The sequence below is a fragment of the Desertibaculum subflavum genome, assembly GCA_003576705.1.
Lineage (GTDB): Bacteria > Pseudomonadota > Alphaproteobacteria > Ferrovibrionales > Ferrovibrionaceae > Desertibaculum > Desertibaculum subflavum.
The window spans coordinates 20,542-39,203 of sequence record QOZS01000027.1 but is presented as its reverse complement, the minus strand read 5'-3'; the positions used below and the strand labels follow the sequence as shown (position 1 = coordinate 39,203).

The window sequence follows — 18,662 nt, the reverse complement described above, 5'->3', positions numbered from 1 at the left end:
CGGCAGGGGTCAAGCAGAGCCGGGGATGAACAGCCAGATGGAGCAGGGCCCGCGCTTTCGCCACTTCGTATCGCCGGGCCCATCGGTGTCGGTGACGCTCGATGGGCAGGCGTTGGAGCTGCCGTTCGGCGTCATGCTGGCCGCCGCACTGCTCGACCGCGGCATTGCCACTTTCGGCGTCTCGGTGACGAAAGGGGAGCCGCGCGGTCCTCTCTGCCTGATGGGGACCTGCCTGCAATGCAACGTGCTGGTGGATGGCATACCGATGCGGGCCTGCCGCGTCGCCGTGCGCGACGGCCTCGTCATCGAGCGCCGGCTCGATCCGCTGCCGCCCTCGCCGCGGGAGGTGCCGCGTGGCTGACGCGGCGCGTATCGCGATCATCGGCGCCGGGCCGGCGGGGCTCGCCGCCGCCATCGCGCTGGCCGAGGCCGGCATCGCCTGCACCCTGATCGACGACAACCGCGAGGCGGGCGGCCAGATCTTCCGCGCCGGCGCCGCGCTGCCGCCCGACATTCCCGGCATCGACCGGCGCGGGCGCGAGTTGCGCCGCCGGCTGGCCGCTCTTGCCTCCCGGATCGACCATCGGCGCGGCACCGAAGTGGTGGCGATCGACGCGGAGAGAAAGCTCTGGCTCGCCGGCGAAGACGGCCGCCGCGGCGAGCTGCCGCCGGATGTGGTGATCCTTTGTCCCGGCGCCGTCGAGCTGTTCGCGCCCGTGCCGGGTTGGACTCTGCCGGGCGTGTTCGGCCTGGGCGGATTGCAGGTTCTGCTCAAGGCCGGTGCAGTGCCGGAAGGGCCGGTCGTGCTGGCCGGCGCCGGACCGTTGCTGCGTCTGCTGGCGGCCCAGTTGATCGCCTGCGGTGTCGAGCTGGCGGCGGTGGTCGATGCGTCGCCGCTGCCGGGCCCCGGCGCGGTTGCCGACATGACGCGCGAACCGGCCCTGCTGGCACGCGGCCTGGCGCTGGAAGCCGCCATCGTCAGGGCGCGCGTGCCGCTGCTGCGGCGGCATGCCGTCGTGGCGATCGAAGGCGCCGGCGCGGTCGAGTGTGTCGAGGTGGCGCCGGTCGACAGCGAATGGCGGCTCACCGGGCGCAGCCGGCGGCAGTTCCGCTGCACCGCGCTCGGCCTGGGCTATGGCCTCAGGCCGAATGTGGAGCTCACGCTGCTCGCCGGGGCCGAGCATGCCTTCGATCCGGCGCTCGGCGGCTGGCATGTGCGGCGCAGCCCCGATCTGGAATCGAGTGTGCGCAATATCTTCGTGGCGGGCGATGGCGCCGGCGTGCAGGGGGTGGAGGCGGCGCTGGCCGAGGGCGCCATCGTCGCCTATGCCGCCGCGGTAAGGACTGCGCATCCCAATGCCGCTTCGCTCTATCCCGCGGCGGCGCGGGCGCGCGAACGGCTGGCGCGGCTCGCACGTTTCCGGCGCGGCCTCGCCGCCTGGTCGGCGCCGCGCGCCGGGATCTTCGACGCCGCGCGGCCGGACACCTTCGTCTGCCGCTGCGAGGACGTGACGCGGCGCGAGATCGATGCGGCGCTCGCTGCCGGCTTCGGCGACATGCGCGCGCTGAAGCTGCGTACCCGCGCGGGCATGGGGCTTTGCCAGGGCCGCGTTTGCGCGCCGATCATCCAGCATCTGGCCGCGGCGGCGACCGGCCGCGCACCGGCCGAGGTTCCGCTCCCCACCGCACGTCCGCCGCTTCGGCCCGTCCCGGCCACGGCGCTGGCCGATCTGCCGATGGAGGCCGCGCCGTGAACGACCGCATCGCCCATGGCGGCAAGGCCGTGTACGGCGCGCGGCTCGGCATCCTGATGCTCGAAGCGCGCTTTCCGCGCATTCCCGGCGATATGGGCCATGCCGGCACCTGGCCGTTCCCGGTGCTGTACAAGGTGGTCGGCGGCGCGTCGCCCGACCGCGTGGTGCGCCAGGGCGCGGAAGGGCTGCTGCCGGCCTTCCTCGACGCGGCGGCGGAGCTGGTGCGCATCGGCGCCGACGGCATCACCACCAATTGCGGCTTTCTCAGCCTCTATCAGCGCGAGATCGCCGCGCATGTGGGCGTGCCGGTGGCGACTTCCAGCCTGATGCAGGTGCCGGCGATCCAGGCGCTGCTGCCGCCGGGCCGGCGCGTCGGCGTCCTGACCATCAGCGCCGAGAGCCTGACGTCGCGGCATCTGCAGGCGGTCGGCGTCGATCCCTCGGTGCCGGTGGCCGGCACCGAAGGCGGGCGCGAGTTCACCCGCGCCATCCTCGGCGACGAGCCGACGCTCGATGTCGCGGCGGCCGAAGCGGATCTGCTGGAGGCCGGCGCGCGGCTCATGCGCGACCACGACGGCATCGGCGCCGTGCTGCTCGAATGCACCAACATGGCGCCCTATGCTCGCGCATTGCGCGACCATCTGGGGGTGCCGGTGTTCGATATCGTCAGCTTCATGACCTGGTTCCATGCCGGCCTGGCCCCGCGCGATTTCGGCCCGCCCGGCAGCGCCCCGCGGCCCTGGCGGGAGCGTTGACGATGCCGCGCACCATCCTGATCACCGGCGCGGCCAGCGGCATCGGTGCCGCGCTCGCCCGTCGCCTCGCCGCCCCGGAAACTCGCCTGGTTCTGCATACCGGCAGCCGGCAGGCAGAGATCGATGCAGTTGCGGCCGATGCGCGGGCGCAAGGTGCGGCGGTGGCGACCGGCCTCGGCGCCATGGAAGATCCGGCGACGGCCGCCCGGCTGGTCGAGATCGCGCGGGAACGCTTCGGCGGGCTCGATGCCGTGGTGGCCAATGCCGGTTTCGCTAGGCGCGGCGCGATGGCCGATCTCGACAGCGCGACGCTGGAGACGTCGCTCTCTGTGATGATCGGCGGCCTGCACCGGCTGGCCCGTGCGGCGCTGCCCTTGCTGCGGCAATCTTCCTCGGGCCGCATCGTCGCGGTCAGCTCCTTCGTCGCCCATGTGTTCAAGCTGGGCGGCGACGGCTTCCCGGCCTCGGCGGCGGCGAAGGGCGGCATGGAGGCATTGGCGCGCTCGCTGGCGGCGGAGTTGGCGCCGGCCGGCATCACCGTCAATTGCGTGGTGCCGGGCTTCGTGCGCAAGGACGGCAGCACGGTCTCCAGCCTCACCCCGGAACGCTGGAAGGCCGCAATCGAACGCATTCCGATCGGCCGCCTGGGCGAACCGGCGGAAATCGCCGCGACGATCGCCTTCCTGCTCTCGCCGGAGGCCGCCTACATCACCGGCCAGTCGATCCATGTCGATGGCGGGCTCACGCTTTAACCAGGCCCTCTAGGCCGCCTGCAGGCGCCGGCCGCTCTGCATGATCAGATCGGCGAGCGCCGCCGCCGGCGGATCGAGCCGGCGCTGGCGGCTCGCGATCACGAACTCGATCTCGCCCGGATCGGGCAGCTTCAGGCTCGCGCGCGCCTTGACCAGCCCGGCCGGGACCATGCTTTCCGGCTGCACCATGAAGCCGAAGCCGGCGAGTGCGGCGGCATGCAGGCCGGCGAGGCTGCCGCAGGTGCAGACGATGCGCCAGGGCAGGCGCGCGCGGTCCAGCGCCTCGATCGCCATGGCGCGGCTGATGCTGGGCGGCGGGAAGGCGGCGAGCGGAACTGGCTCGCCTCGCTCGACGCGCATATCCTCGCGGGCGACCCAGACCATGCGCTCGCGCCAGACCGGCCGGCCGCGATCGCCGCCGACCCGGCGCTTGGCCAGTACAAGGTCGAGCGTGCCCGCCTCGAGCTGCTGGTAAAGGATGCCGCTCAGCGCGACCGTCAGCTCCAGCTCGACAGAGGGATGCAGGCGGTTGAATTCCCGCAGCAGGGCGGGCAGGCCGCTCCGCACGAAATCCTCCGACGCGCCGAACCGTACCTTGCCGGACAGCTCGGAGCCTTCGAAATAGCGCCAGGCCCGCTCGCTCGCCTCCAGCACGCCGCGGGCGAGCTCCACCATCGCCTCGCCATCCGCCGTCGGGGTGACGCTGTGCGTGTCGCGCACGAACAGGCGGCGGCCCGACTGCTCCTCCAGCTTGCGGATGTGCTGGCTGACCGTCGGCTGGCCAAGGCCGAGCCGGCGCGCCGCCTCGGAAAAGCTGCGGGTGCGGACGACGGTGGAAAAGGTCCTGAGCAGGGTTGGGTCGAACACGGCACTCGCCTATTACGAAATCGAATAACAAATATAGTACTTATTGGGCTTCCACGATGCGCCGCCAAGGGCGCATTTTGGCGCCATGCGATTTCCCCGGCCCGACAAGTTCTCGCTCTCGCTGATCGCCGCGGCGCTGATCGGCTCCGCCCTGCCGGCTTCGGGCTGGCCGAAGGACGTGCTCTCGGTGGTGACGCAGATCGGCGTCGGGCTGGTCTTCTTCCTGCACGGCGCCAACCTTTCGCGCGAGGCGGTCCTGGCCGGCCTGACGCGCTGGAAGCTGCATCTCCTCATTCTCGCCGTGACCTTCGTTGCCTTTCCCCTGGCGGGGCTCGGCATCGGCCTGCTGGCACCGGCCGTGATCACGCCGGCGCTCGCCGCCGGCGTGCTGTTCCTCTGCTGCGTCCCCTCGACGGTGCAGGCCTCGGTCGCGCTGACCGGGATGGCCGGCGGCAACGTGCCGGCGGCGGTGTGCAGTGCCTCGGCCTCCAACCTGATCGGCGTCGTGCTGACCCCGGCGCTGATCGCGGCTCTGATGCAGGCGCAGGGCTTTGCGCTCAATCTCGACATCGTGCGCGGCATCGTGCTGCAGCTGTTGCTGCCCTTCCTCGCCGGCCAGGTGCTGCGGCCGCGGATCGGCAGCTTCATCGCGCGCCACAAGAAGATGCTTCAGTTCACCGATCGCGGCTCGATCCTGCTGATCGTCTACGGCGCCTTCGGCGCGGCCATGCTGCAGGGCCTGTGGCGGCAGGTTTCGCCGATCGACCTGGCGGTCCTGTTCGCGGTCGTCGCCGTTCTGCTGGCCTCGGTCCTCGCCGGCGCGCGCTTCGCGGCACGCGCTTTCGGTTTCGACCGGGCGGACATGATCACCGCGACCTTCTGCGGCTCGACCAAAAGCCTCGCCACCGGCGTGCCGCTCGCCAACATCCTGTTCGCCGGCCAGGGCATCGGCATGATCGTGCTGCCGCTGATGCTGTACCACCAGCTTCAGCTGATCACCTGCTCCTATGTGGCGCAGCGCTATGCACAGGCCCGCGAAGCCCGGTCGCTGCCCGCCGCCGCCTGAGCCTCAGGCGCCCTGGAACCACGCCTCCGTCGCATCGTCGGCCGGGAAGAAGGTCTCGATGCGCAGGTCCTGCATGGTGACGTCGAGCGGCGTGCCGAGCGTCGCGATGGTGGAGAACAGCGAGAGCCGGATGCCGTCCTTCACAATGTTCATCGTCAGCACCGGCGGCAGGGTGCCGTCGTGCTTCGGCGTGTTGGCGAGCTTGGGCAGGCCGGGGAAGGCGAGCAGGCGGTCCATCTCGGCCATCGCCTCCGGCGTGCCCTCGATCACCGCCTCGGCCTGGGCGCGACGCAAGGTCCAGGTTGCCACCTCGTCCCAGTTCTCGATGATCTGGCGCATGCCCTGGGGCGCCAGCAGCGCGTCCTGCAGGTTGGTGCCGGGCGGCGGTTCGCCCCCGGCGATGAGGGTGAACAGCTTGACCGCGCCGGCATTGCCGCGCGTGTAGCGCCAGCGCCGGTCGATGATCAGCGCCGGATAGGGCTCCTGCTTGGCCAGCATCAGGCTCACCGCGCGGTCGATGGCGGTCAGTTCCGGCGTGCCGAGCGCGCGTTCGCGGAAGGCCGGCGCGAAGCCGGCGGCGAGCAGCAGGGCGTTCTGATGGCGTAGCGGCACGTCGAGCACTCCTGCCAAAGCGAGGACCATGCCGCGGCTCGGCCGGGCGCGGCCGGTTTCGAGGAAGCTCAGATGGCGCTGCGAGGTGCCGCAGCGCAGCGCGAGGTCGAGCTGGGAGAGGCCGCGGCGCATCCGCCAGGAGCGGAGCTCGGCGCCGAAGCCTCTGGTGGTTTCGCTGGCCGTGGTGATCTGCATGGCATGGAGATTGGCATGGTTCCGGAGCGCCTGCGATTACCACCCCGGTAATTGAGGGCGAGCGCCCTTGGCCCGAGCCTTGCCCCCGTCGATGAACAATCGAAACGGAGGTTCCGCCATGTCTACATCCGCATCCGCCGCCTTCCAGCCCTTGCGCCGCGCCTTCGCGGTCAACGCGGTGTTCTCCATCCTTGCCGGCCTGGTCATGCTGGCCGGCGCGAACCCGCTCGCCGCGGCGCTGCTCGACCTGCCGCAAGGCGTCCTCGGACTCTCCGCGCCCGTTCTGTTCGCTGTCGTCGGCGCCGGCACCGCGGCCTTCGGCGTGCTGGTCGCCGTCGAGGCGCGGCGGGAGGCGCCGCGGCTGTTCGGCGCCAGACTGATCCTGGCACTGGATGCCGCCTGGGTGATCGGCTCGCTGGTGCTGCTCGCGGCGGCGCCGCAGGCCTTCACCCTCTGGGGCCGGCTGATCGTCGCGGATATTGCCGCCGTGGTGGCGCTGATCGCGCTGGCCGAGGCCGCCGGCCTCGGCGCGCTTCGTCGTGCGCGGGCGCTCGCGGCCGCTTGAGCGAAACGGGCATCCCGCCGTCCGTTCGGGCGGCGGGATGCTTTCCGCCGATCTAAATGCCGGCGCGCTGCGGCGTCATGCGGTCCAGCGCCGCGAACTGCCGGCGCGCCAGGGCCACAAGCTCGCCGTCCGAGGGATGGTCGACCGTTTCCACACCGGCGACCTGCTTGGCCAGCGCGGGATGATGGCTGTCGATCTCTTCCTTCAGATGCGTCTTGGCGTCGGCAGGCCCGGTGATCAGCACCGCGCCGGCGCCGGCCAGTGCCTTGGCCACCTCGGCATAGAAAGCCTTGTCCTCCGGATTGCGCCGGCCGCTTTGCGCGCCGCCCTTGTGGTGCAGGCGGCGATCGGCGTGCTCGGCGCGAACCGTCTGCCGGTCGGCATCGTGCTCGTCGAAGGAAACGATGTGGGCTTCGCGATGGTCGATCCAGACGACGCAGTGGAAATGCTTCATGACCAGGTTCCTCAGGCTCCCGCGGGCCGGCGAATTCAGCCGTGGCGCCACTAGGCCAGTTCGGCGGCGGGTCCTCCTTGATCGGCATCAATGAAATCCGGCCGGTCGCGACGATCCTGGCGCCGATCCCCCAGGGAGCGCGCCGATGCCCAGCAAGAAGCCCGTGATGAAGCCGATCGCCGACAAGGCGGAGGTCTCCGTCGATTTCCCCGACAAGCTCTATTTCGGCGAGTTCGGCCGTCTCAGCCGCTTCGAAGCGCATGCGGAGCCGGACAGGATGACGATCAAGCTGCTGCGCCTGGGCGACGAGCGGCGCGAAGTGATGCTGCATCTGCATCACTTTCTCTTCGCCGGCATCCTGGACGATATCGCCGCGTCGCTGGAATCCGGGGCCACGGTTGATGCGGCCCATGCCGGCGCCGTTCGGGACGCGGCGGCGCGGCTGATGCGGGCCTTGCCCGCAGCCCCGCGGGGCACCGGGAAGTCGTAGCCAAAAAGAAGAACGGCCCCGTTGCCGGAGCCGTTCCTCGTCTCATCCCCGCCGCCCGGTGAAGCCGGGCGGTGCACAATGTCCCGCGCTCAGGCCGACTTGCGGCGGCGCAGCGCGCCCATGCCCAGCAGGCCGAGGCCGAACAGCGCCAGCGAGGCCGGCTCGGAAACTTCGCGCACTTCCGCGTCGAAGCTGGTGAGCTGGCCCGGCTCGCTATGGGTGATCGTGACCACCTGCTTGATAGTGTAGGGGCCGGCCAGAATCTCCTCGGCGAGCAGCTCGCTCACGCTGCCGGCATAGGGCGACGTGTCGAAATCCAGCGAGCTGACGAGAACGTCGCCGCTGCCGGTGTTGATGTACACGTCGTACTCGATGCCCTCGCCCGAGGTCGTGCCGCCGATCGTCGCCAGCAGCGAGGCCAGCGGGACCAGGTCGGTGAAGGTCTCCTCGGCGGTGATCGTCAGGGTGCCCACGCCCAGATTGACGGAGTTCAGATCCATCAGCACCGGCAGCGCGGTGAGGGGGTAGGAGATCGTGGTCGAGACGTTGACGCTGAAGGTGCCGATAGCGCCGGCCCACGAGATCGCATTCGCACCGGCGATCAGGTCGCTTGCGTCGCCGTCCGCGATGGTCACCGAGCTGGCGCCCTGTTCGAGGGTGAGCGTCAAGGCGTTCGCGCTCATCGACATCAGGGCCAGCGCGCCGCCGACACCCATTCCAATCCACTTGTTCATAGTTCCATCTCCAGGTTCCGCCCGGGAACTCGTCCCAGCCACGCCGATGGAGAGCAATGGCTGTGCCAAACACAGGAATCCCAGGGATTCCGCGGGTTAACTAATTGACTTTTATTAAGATTTCCGAGCGCCTGTAAGGAAATCTGACAGGGAGGCTGGCCAATCTATTAATTCGTCTTCTTGGCCGGTTGTTTACCATTACTTGCCGCAGCTGGCCTTGCAGCCGTCGAGCGTCCCTGCTGGCAGCTGCGGTGCAGTGCCGCCGCTTCCGGTTCGCCCTGCAGCCAGTGCAGATTGGTGGAGGTTACCACGCGGATCGTCTCGGCATCGGTCGGCAGGTTCGGCTGCGAGCGATCCGGCGTGCGGTGCACCACCGTGATGGCGCGATCGAGAATGCGCATTTCCATCCGCTCGCCGCCGGCGAATTCGCGGCTGGCGCAGATCGGGCCCAGCGCCTTGTCGAAACCGGCGACGCGCCGGTATTCCGGATGCGGATCGGCCCGGCCGCCATTGAGGTCCACCTGGTACTTGGCGAACTTGCTCTCGGCGCGCTCGATCCGGCCATAGGGGAAGTAGACTTGCAGGCCGGAATCCAGTTGGGCGTATTCGCCAATCTTGCCGTCGACGATGGGAAGGCCATGGATACGGTGCGCCGGGATGCGCGAGGCATCGTCGAGCAGCCGCAGCTGCTGCTGGTCGCCGCGGCTGGCGGCACGCTCCGATTCGAAGGGAATCAGCGGACCGCGGCCCTGCGCCCAGCTCTGGGTCGCAGCCGTAGCGAGCAACAGCAGCGCCGCGGCGCCGGCGCGCACAGGGATCCCCGTCATCCGCCCTACTCCTCAAATCGAATTAACGATTCGGCCGTTGACCATAAGTGAGGCAGCAATTTGGCTCAACTGTCCACATGCCATAGGCCGCTGACCCGTGGTTTGCTTGGCCGGTGGGCCGTCAGTATGGTACGCGCCCGCTTAACGAAGCCCTTTCGCGCCAGCTGCCGCCGAGGCCGGTTTTGACCGACATTTTCCAGGAAGTCGACGAGGAAATCCGGCGCGACCGGATGATGGTGCTGTGGCGCCGCTACGGTGCCTACATCGTCGCGATTGCAGTGCTGCTGATTGGCGCGGTGGCGGCTTACGAGGGCTGGCAGGCCTGGCAGCGCCGTCAGGCGGCGGCCGATGCCGCGAGCTTTGCCGCCGCCGAGCGCCTGGCGCGCGACAGCAAGCCGGCCGAAGCGGCCGCCGCCTTCCAGAAGCTGGCTGCCGAAGGCACGGTCGGCTATCGGGCCCTGGCCGGGCTGCGCGCTGCCGGCTCCTATGCCGAGGCGGGCGATCAGGCGCAGGCCGTCGCCCTGTATGAGCGGCTGGCCGGCGATTCCAGCGTGCCGGCCCGCTATCGCGAGCTGGCGAGCCTGATGGCCGCCTATCAGCGCATGGACGAAGCCGATCCGGCGGAGCTGCGTCGCCGGCTCGAGCCGCTGGCGGCGGATGGGCCCTGGCGCCACGTTGCCCGGGAGCTGCTGGCGCTGGCCGTGCTGCGCAGCGGCGATCGGGCTGGAGCGGAGAAGGCGCTGACCGAAGTGGCCGACGATCCAGCGGCGCCAGCCGGATCTCGCGCCCGTGCGGCCGAGCTTCTGGCCGCGCTCAAGGCCGGGCAATGACGCGCCGTCTGCGCGCGGCGGTGGCGCTGCTGGCGGCGGTCTCGGTCGCGGGCTGCGAGACGCTGGGCAGCCTGTTCGATTTCGACAAGCCGAAGGAGCGGCTGCAGGGCGAGCGCATCTCGGTGATGTCACTGGAAAGCTCGCTCGAGCCGGATCCGCGGCTGGCCGATCTGCAGGTGCGCCTGCCACGGCCCTACGAGAACGAGGAGTGGCCGCAAGTGGGCGGCTATCCGGGCCATGCCATGCACCACCTGGCGCTGGCGGAGCAGCCGCGCGTCGTGTGGCGCGCCGATATCGGCAGCGGCTCCGATCGCGACCAGCGCATCCCGGGCCAGCCGGTGGCGGGCGGCGGGCGGATCTATGCGATGGATGCCCGAAGCCGCGTCTCGGCCTACGACATGGCGTCCGGCAACCGCGTCTGGGGCGTCAACCTGACGCCGAAGGAAGAGGATTCCGGGGCCATCGGCGGCGGCATCGCCTTCGACCGCGGCCGGCTGTTCGCCGCCACCGCCTATGGCGAGGTGATCGCGCTCGACGCCGCCACCGGCAAGCCGCTGTGGCAGCAGAAGATGAACGCGCCGGCGCGCGTGCCGCCCACGGTCGACGGCAATCTCGTCTTCGTCGTCGGCCACGACAATCAGATCAGCGCGCTGGACGGCGACAGCGGGCGCACGGTCTGGTCCTACACCTCGGTGGCCGAGGGTGCCGGCATCGTCGGCGCCGGCAATCCGGCGGTCGAAGGCGGCGTGGTGGTGGCGCCGTTCTCGTCCGGCGACCTGGTGGCGCTGCGCGAGGATTCCGGCCGCGTCGCCTGGACCGATTCGCTGATCCGCGCGCAGCGGATCAGCTCGATCGCCACCATCAACGACATCGCCGGCTCGCCGGTGATCGATCGCGGCCGGGTCTACGCGATCAGCCATTCCGGCCGCATGGTGGCGCACGACCTGCGCAGCGGCGACCGCATCTGGGAACAGACGATCGGCGGCGTGCAGCCGCCCTGGGTCGCCGGCGACTTCCTGTTCGTCATCACGCTCGATGCCGATCTGGTCTGCCTGTCGCGGCGCGACGGACGCATCCGCTGGGTCCGCCCGCTGGAGCGCTGGGAGCGCCCGAAGGATCGCAAGGACCCGATCGTCTGGTACGGGCCGATCCTGGCGAGCGACCGGCTGGTCGTCGTCTCCAATCGCGGCCGCGCGCTGTCGGTCTCGCCCTATTCGGGCGAGATTCTGGGCGCGGTCGAGCTGCCGACCGGTGCCTCGCGCGCGCCGATCGTGGCCGGCGGCATGCTGTTCATCCTGACCGATGGCGCGAGCATCGTGGCGATGAAGTGACGCTGACGGTCGCCATCATCGGCCGACCCAATGTCGGCAAGTCCACGCTGTTCAATCGTCTGGTCGGTGGCCGCCGCGCCATCGTCGACGACACGCCCGGGGTGACGCGCGACTGGCAGGAAGCGGAAGCCAGCATCGGTCCGCTCCACTTCACGGCGATCGACACCGCAGGTCTCGAAGAGGCTGCGGCCGGCACGCTCGAGCGGCGCATGCGCGAGAGCACCGAGGCGGTGCTGCGTCGCGCCGATGTCGCGCTGTTCCTGATCGATGCGCGCACCGGGGTGACGCCGCTCGACCGCCACTTCGCCGACCTGCTGCGCCGCAGCGGCAAGCCGATCGTGCTGGTGGCCAACAAGTGCGAAGGCAAGGTGGCGAGCGCGAACCTGGCCGAGGCCTATGCGCTCGGCCTCGGCGAGCCGCTCGCGTTGTCGGCGGAGCACGGCGAAGGGCTCAGCGATCTGTACGACGCGCTCGCCGGCCATGCCGGCGCGGAGGCTGCGGTCGATGCGGAGGACGGCGACCGCGCGCCGCAAGGTCCGCTCAAGCTCGCCATCGTCGGCCGGCCGAATGTCGGCAAGTCGACTCTGGTCAACCGGCTGATCGGCAAGGAGCGGCTGCTCGTCGGTCCGGAGGCGGGCATCACCCGCGACGCGATCACGGTCGACTGGACCTGGGAGGGTCGCGCGATCAGGCTGGTCGACACTGCCGGCATGCGGCGCAAGTCACGCGTCGAGGCGAAGCTCGAGAAGCTCGCCGTCGCCGATACGCTGAGCACGATCCGCCTGGCCGAAGTGGTGGTCCTGATGCTCGACGGCACGCTCGGGCTGGAGAAGCAGGATCTGACCATCGCCGACCTGGTGGTGCAGGAAGGGCGCGCGCTCGTCATCGGCGTCAACAAATGGGACCTGGTCGAGGACCGCGCCAAGGCGTTGCGCGCCATCGAAGATCGCCTGGAGGCCGGGCTTGCGCAGGTGCGCGGCGTGCCCGTCGTCACCTTCTCCGCCGCCACCGGCCGGCATGTCGATCGATTGATGCCGGCGGTCGCGGCGCAGGTCGAGCGCTGGAACCGCCGCGTCAGGACGTCGGAGCTCAATCGCTGGCTCGAAGGAGCGCTCGAACGGCATCCGCCGCCGGCGGTGCGCGGCCGCCGGCTGAAGCTGCGCTACGCGACGCAGGTCTCGGCCCGGCCGCCGACCGTGGCACTGTTCTGCTCGCGCCCGATGTCGCTGCCCGAGGACTACATCCGCTATCTCGCCAACGGCTTTCGCGAGAGCTTCGACCTGGCCGGCGTGCCGATCCGCTTCGTCGTGCGCAAGCCCGACAATCCCTACCAGGACAACGAATGACCGGCGCACCCGCGATGGACGACAGGTTGCGCCGGGCGGTGGTCGCCAACCTGGCCGCCTTCGAGGTGCGCAGGCACCCGGTCGAAGGCCGTAAGCACGCGGCGGTCGCTGTAGCGATCGTCGCGGACGAGCACGGCGCGCCCTCGGTCATCATCACCAAGCGGACGCCGCGGCTGACCGCGCATGCCGGCCAATGGGCGCTGCCGGGCGGTCGCATCGATCCGGGCGAGACGGTGGAGCAGGCCGCGCTGCGCGAACTGCACGAGGAGGTCGGCCTCAGGCTCGATGCGGCCGATGTGCTTGGCCGCCTCGACGACTATCCGACCCGCTCCGGCTATGTCATCACGCCGGTGGTGGTATGGGCCGGCGGCACGGTCGAGCTCACGCCGAACGATGCCGAGGTCCACATCATCCACCGGGTCTCGTTCGCCGAGCTCGACCGCCCGGGCTCGCCCGAATTCGTGCGCATCCCGGAAAGCGACCGGCCGGTCGTGCGTCTCTTGATCTACGAGCACAAGATCCACGCGCCGACCGCCGCCGTCGTCTATCAGTTCCGCGAGGTCGCGGTGAAGGGCAATGCGACCCGGGTCGACCATCTGGAGCAGCCGGTTTTCGCCTGGCGCTGAGGCGTCAGCGCAGGCGGATCTGCGGGTCGTGGCCGCGTCGCGGCTCGACCTCGCCGATGATCGACGCGTCGCCGCCGATGGCGGCGCGCGCGGCCTCGGCCCGGCCGGGCGAGACCGCGAACAGCAGGCCGCCGGCGGTCTGCGGGTCGAACAGAAGGTCGCGCCGGACGCTGTTCAGCCCGGCCTGGCCCGCGACGAAACCTTCGGCGGCGGCCCGGTTGCCCGGCGCCGCCGTGCTCTCGATGCCGGCTGCAAGCGCGGCAAGCGCGGCGTCGTAGGCGGGCAGCGCCGCCAGATCGATTGCGGCATCGGCGCCGCTCGCGCGCAGCATCTCCAGCAAATGCCCGGCGAGGCCGAACCCGGTCACGTCGGTCGCCGCGATCGCTCCCTGCGCAGCCGCGGCCCGCGCCGCCGGGCCGAGCGATTGCTGCATGCCCTGCAGCACCGCGTCCATGTCCGGGCCACTGGCACGCTGGCGCATGGCAGCGGCGAAGCTTGCGCCGGTGCCGAGCGGCTTGCTCAGGATCAGGCGGTCGCCGGGCCTGAGCCCGGCCTTGCGCATCAGCTTGGCCGGATCGACGGCGCCGATCGCGGTGAGACCGAAGGCCAGCATGGCGCCTTCGCCGCTATGGCCGCCGGCGAGCGCCGCGCCGTCCGCCTCGATCGCCGAGCGCGCGCCGGCGATCAGGGCGGCAAGGTCGCGCGCCTGCAGGCGCGGATGCAGATAGGGCAGCACGGCGGTGGCGAGCGCCGCGACCGGCCGCGCGCCCATGGCATGCAGGTCGCCGAAGGCGTGCACCGCGGCGATGCGGGCGAACAGCCACGGATCGTCGATGAAGGCCGGGAAGAAATCGACGCTCTGCACCGTCGCCTCGCCCGGCGCGGTGGCGATCACCGCCGCATCGTCGGCCGCGTCGAGGCCGAGCAGGACGGCGGGATGCGGGCGGCTGCGCCCGGCCGCCAGCGCTTCGGCGAGCACGGTCGCGCCGACCTTGGCGGCGCAGCCGGCGCAGCGCGGCTCGCCTCCCGGCAGCGCCTCGACAGCCGGCATGCCGCCCGACATGCCGGGCATCGCGAAAGGCGGCTGGTACATCGACATCCAGCGGCGGTCGATCCGGTCCTTCAGGCCGAACAGCCAGCGCGCCTGCAATGCGAAGGGCCCCTTGCTCGCGATCGCCGCGCCGTCGCCGGTCGAGAGCAGGGCGAGGATGCTGCGTTGCGGCCGGAACGGGCGAAGCGGCTGGCCCTCGGCCGCGCGGCGCAGGTTCTCGGCCAGCGCCGGCCCGGCCCGGACGGCATAGACTCCGGCCTTGGGCAGCGGCCGCGGCCCGAAGGCGATCACATCGCCGGCGGCAAAGACGTCGTCGTGTCCTTCGACATTGAGCATCTCCGTCACGCGGACGAAGTCCTGCTCGTCCACCGGCAGCCCGCTCCGGCCCAGCCAGGCGGGGGCGGTGGCCTGTGTCGTCCACAGTGCGACATCGCAGCCGATCACATCGCCGCCGGCCAGGATGACGGCGCCGTCGCGCACGCTGGCGACGGCGCGGCCGAGATGCAGCGCGACGCCGCGGGCAAGCAGCGCTTCCTGCATCAGCCGGCGCGCGCGGGCACCATGCGTGGGGATGGGATCCGGCGCCGCATCGATCAGCGCCAGGTCGACACGCGCGCCATAGCGCGCGCGCAGCGCCAGGGTCAGCTCGCTGCCGCCGGCGCCGGCGCCGACCACAGCGATGCGATAGCGGTCATGCGCCTCCACCGCGCGGTCGAGCGCCGCCAGTCTCTGCAGAAAGCGGTCGATCGGCTTTACCGGAACGGCATGCTCCGATGCGCCCGGCGCGCCAACATTCGGGCTCGATCCGATGTCGATCGACAACAGGTCGAACGGAATCGGATCGCGGCCGGCCAGCGCGACGGTGCGCGCCGCCAGATCGAGCCCCTCCGCCTCCGCGCGCAGGAACCGGATGCCGGCTGCCATGCAGAGCGCACGCAGGTCGATATGGCTTTCCGCGACCGAATAGCGGCGCGCCACCATGCCGGGCAGCATGCCGGAATAGGGCGCCAGGCTGTCGCGGCTGACCAGGGTGAGCCGCAAGGGCGTGTCGCGGTCGCCGGCAAAGCGCCGGATCACCTCGACATGGGCATGGCCGCCACCGACCAGGACGAGATCGCGCGCGGCGCTCATCGGGCGCGGCGCGCTTGATCCAGCGCCGACAAGGGCCGAAAGGGGGAATCGATCCGGAGGGCCAGCATGCCGCCATATTAGCGGATGCCGGCCTAGTTGCCGCTGATGGCCACCTGGTTGCTCTTGCGCGGCCGGTAGAACGCGGTCCGGTAGATCCGGATCGGCGCGACGAAGGCCTGCAGCAGAACCGGCTCGAAGTCCATGATCGCCTCGGCCGCCACCATCCCCTCCTGGGTGACCAGGGTCATCCCGGTCGGCAGCGTGGCGGTGCCGCCCTGCGCGCCGAGATGGCTCGTCGTCGACAGCGTGCCGCCGCCCTGACGCTGCCAGACGATCTGGGCCGGCTGAGCGGCCGAGGGCTTGTAGACCGAGCTCACGATGACGATGCCGGAATCGAACGATACCGGGCTGGAGATGTTGGAAACCGCGCTGAACAGATCGTTCAGCTCGGCCTGGGTGATGCTCTGCGCCTGGCTGACATAGTCGGCCATGGCGACGGCGATGCGGTCCACCTTCTGGATCGCAATCATGTATCGCGTCACTTCGAACACGCCGATCAGCAACAGGGCGAGAATCGGCATCATGGCCGCGAACTCGATCGCGACCACGCCGCGTCGGCAGCGTAGCGCCGCCTTGAGCTGCGCGAACGGTTTCATGAGGAAGCCCACGGTTCGTTGCGGACGACGATACGTGTCGACAGGGTTAGCACCTGGACTCCGAACAAATCGTGCAACGCCGGCCCGATGAACGGAATCTGATAGGAAATCGTGTACAGGACGACCTGGCCGGACTGTCCCATGCCGGAGGTGCCGCCGTCGTACTGCCCGTTGGCGTTGGCATCCTGATACGGCTCCGTGGCGTCCCAGACGCCGTTCCCGTTGCTGTCGTCCAGCTGTTCGCCCGGGTCCCACTGCCCGTTTCCATTGGCGTCGGTGTAGGTCTCTCCGGCATCGCGGTAGCCGTCCCCGTTCAGATCGGTGAATTGCTCGTCGGTTCCTACCGACGCGAAGTTTGGATAGACCTTCGTGGTGACGTATCCCGTCTTGTTCGACACCAGGCCCAAAGTCCGTTCGGCGATGATCTGCAGAAGTTGCGCCTCCCGCGTCATGCCCTGGGGCATGCTGCCGGTGATGCCGTAACGGGCGGCGTCGCGCACGGCCGCCTCGATCGCCACATTGGTGAACATCACCATGGCGACCTCTATGGTGCCGATCATGAAGGCGAAGAAGATCGGCGACACCAGGGCCATCTCGACGGCGGTAACGCCGTCCCGGTTGCCGGCCAGCCGACGGAGCGATGCCAAAAGACCGTTCCTGCTCATCGTCATTCACCCTTCTGCAACCGTGCAAGGCGCAATCTCGTGCCGCCATGCGGAACCATATCTTTCTCTCGCCGAATCGCCGCCGCGCGGCGCTTCTCGCGACCATCGCCACCGTCCTCGTCGCCTGCGCCGAGGTGCGCGAAACGGGCACCTACCTTCCCGGTGCCAAGGAAGCCGGCGGTGAGCCGGCGGCCCTGATGCGCGTCGCCGACCGCACCCGGGCGGCCGGGGATGTCCAGACGGCAATCGGCCTCTATCGCCGCGTGCACGAGCTGCGCCCCGGCGAGGCCGAGCCCTTGCTCAAGCTCGGCAGCGCCTTGATCGAAGTCGGCGCTCACCAGGAGGCACTCGACGCCTTCCGCGTGGTGCTCAAGTTCGCGCCGGAGAACCAGGAGGCGCTGCGCGGCGTCGGCTCCGCCTATGTCGGCCTTCATCTGCCCCGCATGGCGATCGAGCCGCTGGAGCGCATCGCGGAGAAGCAGGTCGACGTCCGCGTCGAATCCGCCCTCGGCCTCGCCTACGACATGCTGGGGGACCACATGGTCGCCCGCAGCCGGTATCAGCGCGGCCTCAGCGAGAGCCCGAACCATCTCGGGCTGCGCAACAATCTCGGCCTCTCCTACGCTCTGGCAGGCGACATGCCGGCGGCGATCTCCACGCTGCGCGGCGTGGTCGACACGCCCGGCGCGACGGTTCGCCACCGCCAGAACCTGGCGCTTGTCTACGGCCTCGCCGGCGAGATCGAGAACGCGGCCGCCGTGGCCCGCCTGGATCTGAGCGAAAGCGCGGTCAAGGCGAACCTCGCCTACTACGCCGTGCTGCGCGCCCAGACGCCGGGCGAACGGCGCAACGCCATCTTCGGTGTCACCGCCGACCCGCGCACCCGCAAATAGACAGCTATCGGCAAGCCGCTCCGACGTTCTCGTCGGGGCGGATCGCCGGTCGAAACCGGCCGTGTCCTGCGATACGGCGCGCGGGCTCATTTCATCTTCGACAGGTTGTCGATCACGCTGAGGATGCCGGGCCCCAGCAGCACGATGAACAGCGCCGGCAGGATGAACATCACCATCGGCACGGTCAGGATCGCCGGCAGCTTGGCGGCCTTCTCCTCGGCTTTCAGCAGGCGCTCGGTGCGGAACTCGCCGGCCAGCACACGAAGCGATTCGGCGAGCGGCGTGCCGTAGCGCTCGGCCTGCATCAGCGTCGCCACGACGCTGCGGAGCGCCGACAGCTGGGTCCGCTGGGCCAGGCCGTCCAGCGCCTGCTTGCGGTCGGGCAGGAAGCCCAGCTCGATCGATGTAAGGCTGAACTCGTCCGAGAGCTCAGGGGCAGAGGGCCCCAGCTCGCGCGCCACCCGGATCAGCGCCGCATCCAGGCTGAGCCCTGCCTCGGCGCAGATGACGAGCAGGTCGAGGCCGTCGGGCAAGGACTTCTGCAATGCCTTCCGGCGCTTCTGCGCCAGGTTCTTGACGTAGAGCTCGGGCGCATAGGCGCCGAGCACGGTGGCGCCGAGGCTCAACGCCATCAGGGTCATCGGCTTGAGCTGCCAGACGCCGGTCAGCTTGACGAACAGGAAGACGCCGAGGCCGAAGACGAGGGGCAGGACGATCTTGCAGAACAGGAACACCACGATCGCGTCGCGCGAGCGGATGCCGGCCTGCATCAGAAGCGATTGCGACTTCTCGCCATGCTGGGTGCGGATCAGATTCAGCCGTTCGACCACGCGCGCGGCGAATGACTGTGCCGAGCCGAGACGCTGACGCTCCGGCTGCGCGAGCCTTTCGGCCTTCAGAACTGCGCGGCGCTGGGCCAGCAGCCGCTCGCGCCGGCGCGCCGGCTGCGGCGCCACCAGGCCATACCACACCGCCATGATGGTCGACGCCACGGCAATCCCGGCAGCGAGCATGATCAGCTCGTCGAGCGTCCATCCGGCGGGGAGATATTTTTCGAACATG

Annotated in this window: 21 protein-coding genes and 1 pseudogene; 12 read left to right on the top strand and 10 right to left on the bottom strand. The window is 70.1% G+C overall.

What is annotated here, in order from left to right:
- The first annotated feature begins 25 nt into the window (after positions 1-25).
- From DT074_RS15395 to DT074_RS15380, 4 genes are read left to right on the top strand one after another with little or no spacing between them, the layout of a single operon-like run.
- Complete coding sequence (locus DT074_RS15395) at positions 26-361, top strand: (2Fe-2S)-binding protein (RefSeq protein WP_119420745.1); 336 nt, start codon at positions 26-28, stop codon at positions 359-361.
- Positions 354-1,754 carry an FAD/NAD(P)-dependent oxidoreductase gene (locus tag DT074_RS15390; RefSeq protein ID WP_162914929.1) on the top strand — a complete coding sequence of 467 codons (1,401 nt, stop codon included), beginning with the start codon at positions 354-356 and terminating at the stop codon, positions 1,752-1,754. Before DT074_RS15395 ends, DT074_RS15390 begins: the two co-directional genes overlap by 8 nt.
- Positions 1,751-2,509 (top strand): aspartate/glutamate racemase family protein, encoded by a 759-nt coding sequence (locus DT074_RS15385; protein WP_368744691.1) that lies wholly within the window; start codon positions 1,751-1,753, stop codon positions 2,507-2,509. Before DT074_RS15390 ends, DT074_RS15385 begins: the two co-directional genes overlap by 4 nt.
- On the top strand, positions 2,506-3,261 hold the full coding sequence (locus tag DT074_RS15380) for an SDR family NAD(P)-dependent oxidoreductase (RefSeq protein WP_438503683.1): 756 nt from the start codon (positions 2,506-2,508) through the stop codon (positions 3,259-3,261). The genes DT074_RS15385 and DT074_RS15380 overlap by 4 nt, the downstream gene beginning before the upstream one ends.
- Positions 3,262-3,270: 9 nt before the next feature.
- Here DT074_RS15380 and DT074_RS15375 read toward each other — a convergent pair whose 3' ends face one another.
- Positions 3,271-4,128, bottom strand: a complete 858-nt coding sequence (locus DT074_RS15375) for a LysR family transcriptional regulator (RefSeq protein WP_119420742.1) — start codon at positions 4,126-4,128, stop codon at positions 3,271-3,273.
- Between the two features lie 85 nt (positions 4,129-4,213).
- On the opposite strand from DT074_RS15375, the gene DT074_RS15370 reads away from it, so the two are divergent.
- Positions 4,214-5,194, top strand: a complete 981-nt coding sequence (locus tag DT074_RS15370) for a bile acid:sodium symporter family protein (RefSeq protein ID WP_119420741.1) — start codon at positions 4,214-4,216, stop codon at positions 5,192-5,194.
- 3 nt (positions 5,195-5,197) lie between these two features.
- Here DT074_RS15370 and DT074_RS15365 read toward each other — a convergent pair whose 3' ends face one another.
- Positions 5,198-6,001: a helix-turn-helix domain-containing protein gene (locus DT074_RS15365; protein WP_119420740.1), complete on the bottom strand. Its 804-nt coding sequence runs from the start codon at positions 5,999-6,001 to the stop codon at positions 5,198-5,200.
- Between the two features lie 118 nt (positions 6,002-6,119).
- Between DT074_RS15365 and DT074_RS15360 the strand changes: the two genes are divergently transcribed.
- Entirely contained in the window at positions 6,120-6,566 is a 447-nt protein-coding gene (locus DT074_RS15360; RefSeq protein WP_162914928.1) for a hypothetical protein, read from the top strand.
- Between the two features lie 52 nt (positions 6,567-6,618).
- On the opposite strand, the gene DT074_RS15355 is transcribed toward DT074_RS15360, so the two are convergent.
- Positions 6,619-7,020 (bottom strand): translational machinery protein, encoded by a 402-nt coding sequence (locus DT074_RS15355; protein WP_119420738.1) that lies wholly within the window; start codon positions 7,018-7,020, stop codon positions 6,619-6,621.
- A 145-nt stretch (positions 7,021-7,165) separates the two neighbouring features.
- Here DT074_RS15355 and DT074_RS15350 point away from each other — a divergent pair, with 145 nt between their 5' ends.
- A complete protein-coding gene (locus tag DT074_RS15350) occupies positions 7,166-7,510 on the top strand; it encodes a hypothetical protein (RefSeq protein ID WP_119420737.1) in 345 nt (114 codons plus the stop codon).
- A gap of 89 nt (positions 7,511-7,599) precedes the next feature.
- On the opposite strand, the gene DT074_RS15345 is transcribed toward DT074_RS15350, so the two are convergent.
- Together DT074_RS15345 and DT074_RS15340 are read right to left on the bottom strand one after the other, a co-directional pair.
- The gene (locus DT074_RS15345; protein WP_119420736.1) at positions 7,600-8,244 is read right to left on the bottom strand and encodes a PEP-CTERM sorting domain-containing protein; all 645 of its coding nucleotides are present in this window, start codon (positions 8,242-8,244) and stop codon (positions 7,600-7,602) included.
- A gap of 167 nt (positions 8,245-8,411) precedes the next feature.
- Positions 8,412-9,071: a hypothetical protein gene (locus DT074_RS15340; protein WP_162914927.1), complete on the bottom strand. Its 660-nt coding sequence runs from the start codon at positions 9,069-9,071 to the stop codon at positions 8,412-8,414.
- Positions 9,072-9,253: 182 nt separating this feature from the next.
- On the opposite strand from DT074_RS15340, the gene DT074_RS15335 reads away from it, so the two are divergent.
- From DT074_RS15335 to DT074_RS15320, 4 genes are read left to right on the top strand one after another with little or no spacing between them, the layout of a single operon-like run.
- Entirely contained in the window at positions 9,254-9,901 is a 648-nt protein-coding gene (locus DT074_RS15335) for a tetratricopeptide repeat protein (RefSeq protein WP_119420734.1), read from the top strand.
- Positions 9,898-11,232, top strand: a complete 1,335-nt coding sequence (locus DT074_RS15330) for a PQQ-like beta-propeller repeat protein (protein ID WP_119420733.1) — start codon at positions 9,898-9,900, stop codon at positions 11,230-11,232. The genes DT074_RS15335 and DT074_RS15330 overlap by 4 nt, the downstream gene beginning before the upstream one ends.
- On the top strand, positions 11,229-12,578 hold the full coding sequence (gene der, locus DT074_RS15325; protein ID WP_119420732.1) for a ribosome biogenesis GTPase Der: 1,350 nt from the start codon (positions 11,229-11,231) through the stop codon (positions 12,576-12,578). Before DT074_RS15330 ends, der begins: the two co-directional genes overlap by 4 nt.
- The gene (locus DT074_RS15320) at positions 12,575-13,204 is read left to right on the top strand and encodes an NUDIX hydrolase (RefSeq protein ID WP_119420731.1); all 630 of its coding nucleotides are present in this window, start codon (positions 12,575-12,577) and stop codon (positions 13,202-13,204) included. Before der ends, DT074_RS15320 begins: the two co-directional genes overlap by 4 nt.
- Before the next feature lie 4 nt (positions 13,205-13,208).
- Here the strand turns inward: DT074_RS15320 and selD are convergent, their stop codons facing one another.
- From selD to DT074_RS15305, 4 genes and pseudogenes are all read right to left on the bottom strand, one after another.
- Entirely contained in the window at positions 13,209-14,255 is a 1,047-nt protein-coding gene (selD, locus tag DT074_RS28705) for a selenide, water dikinase SelD (protein ID WP_438503684.1), read from the bottom strand.
- A 51-nt stretch (positions 14,256-14,306) separates the two neighbouring features.
- Positions 14,307-15,386 (bottom strand): annotated as a pseudogene (locus tag DT074_RS28700) (FAD-dependent oxidoreductase); the annotation flags it as partial.
- Between the two features lie 92 nt (positions 15,387-15,478).
- Positions 15,479-16,042 carry a TadE/TadG family type IV pilus assembly protein gene (locus tag DT074_RS15310; protein WP_119420729.1) on the bottom strand — a complete coding sequence of 188 codons (564 nt, stop codon included), beginning with the start codon at positions 16,040-16,042 and terminating at the stop codon, positions 15,479-15,481.
- Positions 16,039-16,713, bottom strand: coding sequence for a TadE/TadG family type IV pilus assembly protein (locus tag DT074_RS15305; RefSeq protein ID WP_119420728.1), 675 nt, complete (start codon positions 16,711-16,713; stop codon positions 16,039-16,041). Before DT074_RS15305 ends, DT074_RS15310 begins: the two co-directional genes overlap by 4 nt.
- 41 nt (positions 16,714-16,754) lie before the next feature.
- Here DT074_RS15305 and DT074_RS15300 point away from each other — a divergent pair, with 41 nt between their 5' ends.
- Entirely contained in the window at positions 16,755-17,600 is an 846-nt protein-coding gene (locus DT074_RS15300; RefSeq protein WP_162914926.1) for a tetratricopeptide repeat protein, read from the top strand.
- Positions 17,601-17,686: 86 nt separating this feature from the next.
- On the opposite strand, the gene DT074_RS15295 is transcribed toward DT074_RS15300, so the two are convergent.
- Entirely contained in the window at positions 17,687-18,661 is a 975-nt protein-coding gene (locus DT074_RS15295) for a type II secretion system F family protein (protein WP_119420726.1), read from the bottom strand.
- Position 18,662 lies beyond the last annotated feature (1 nt).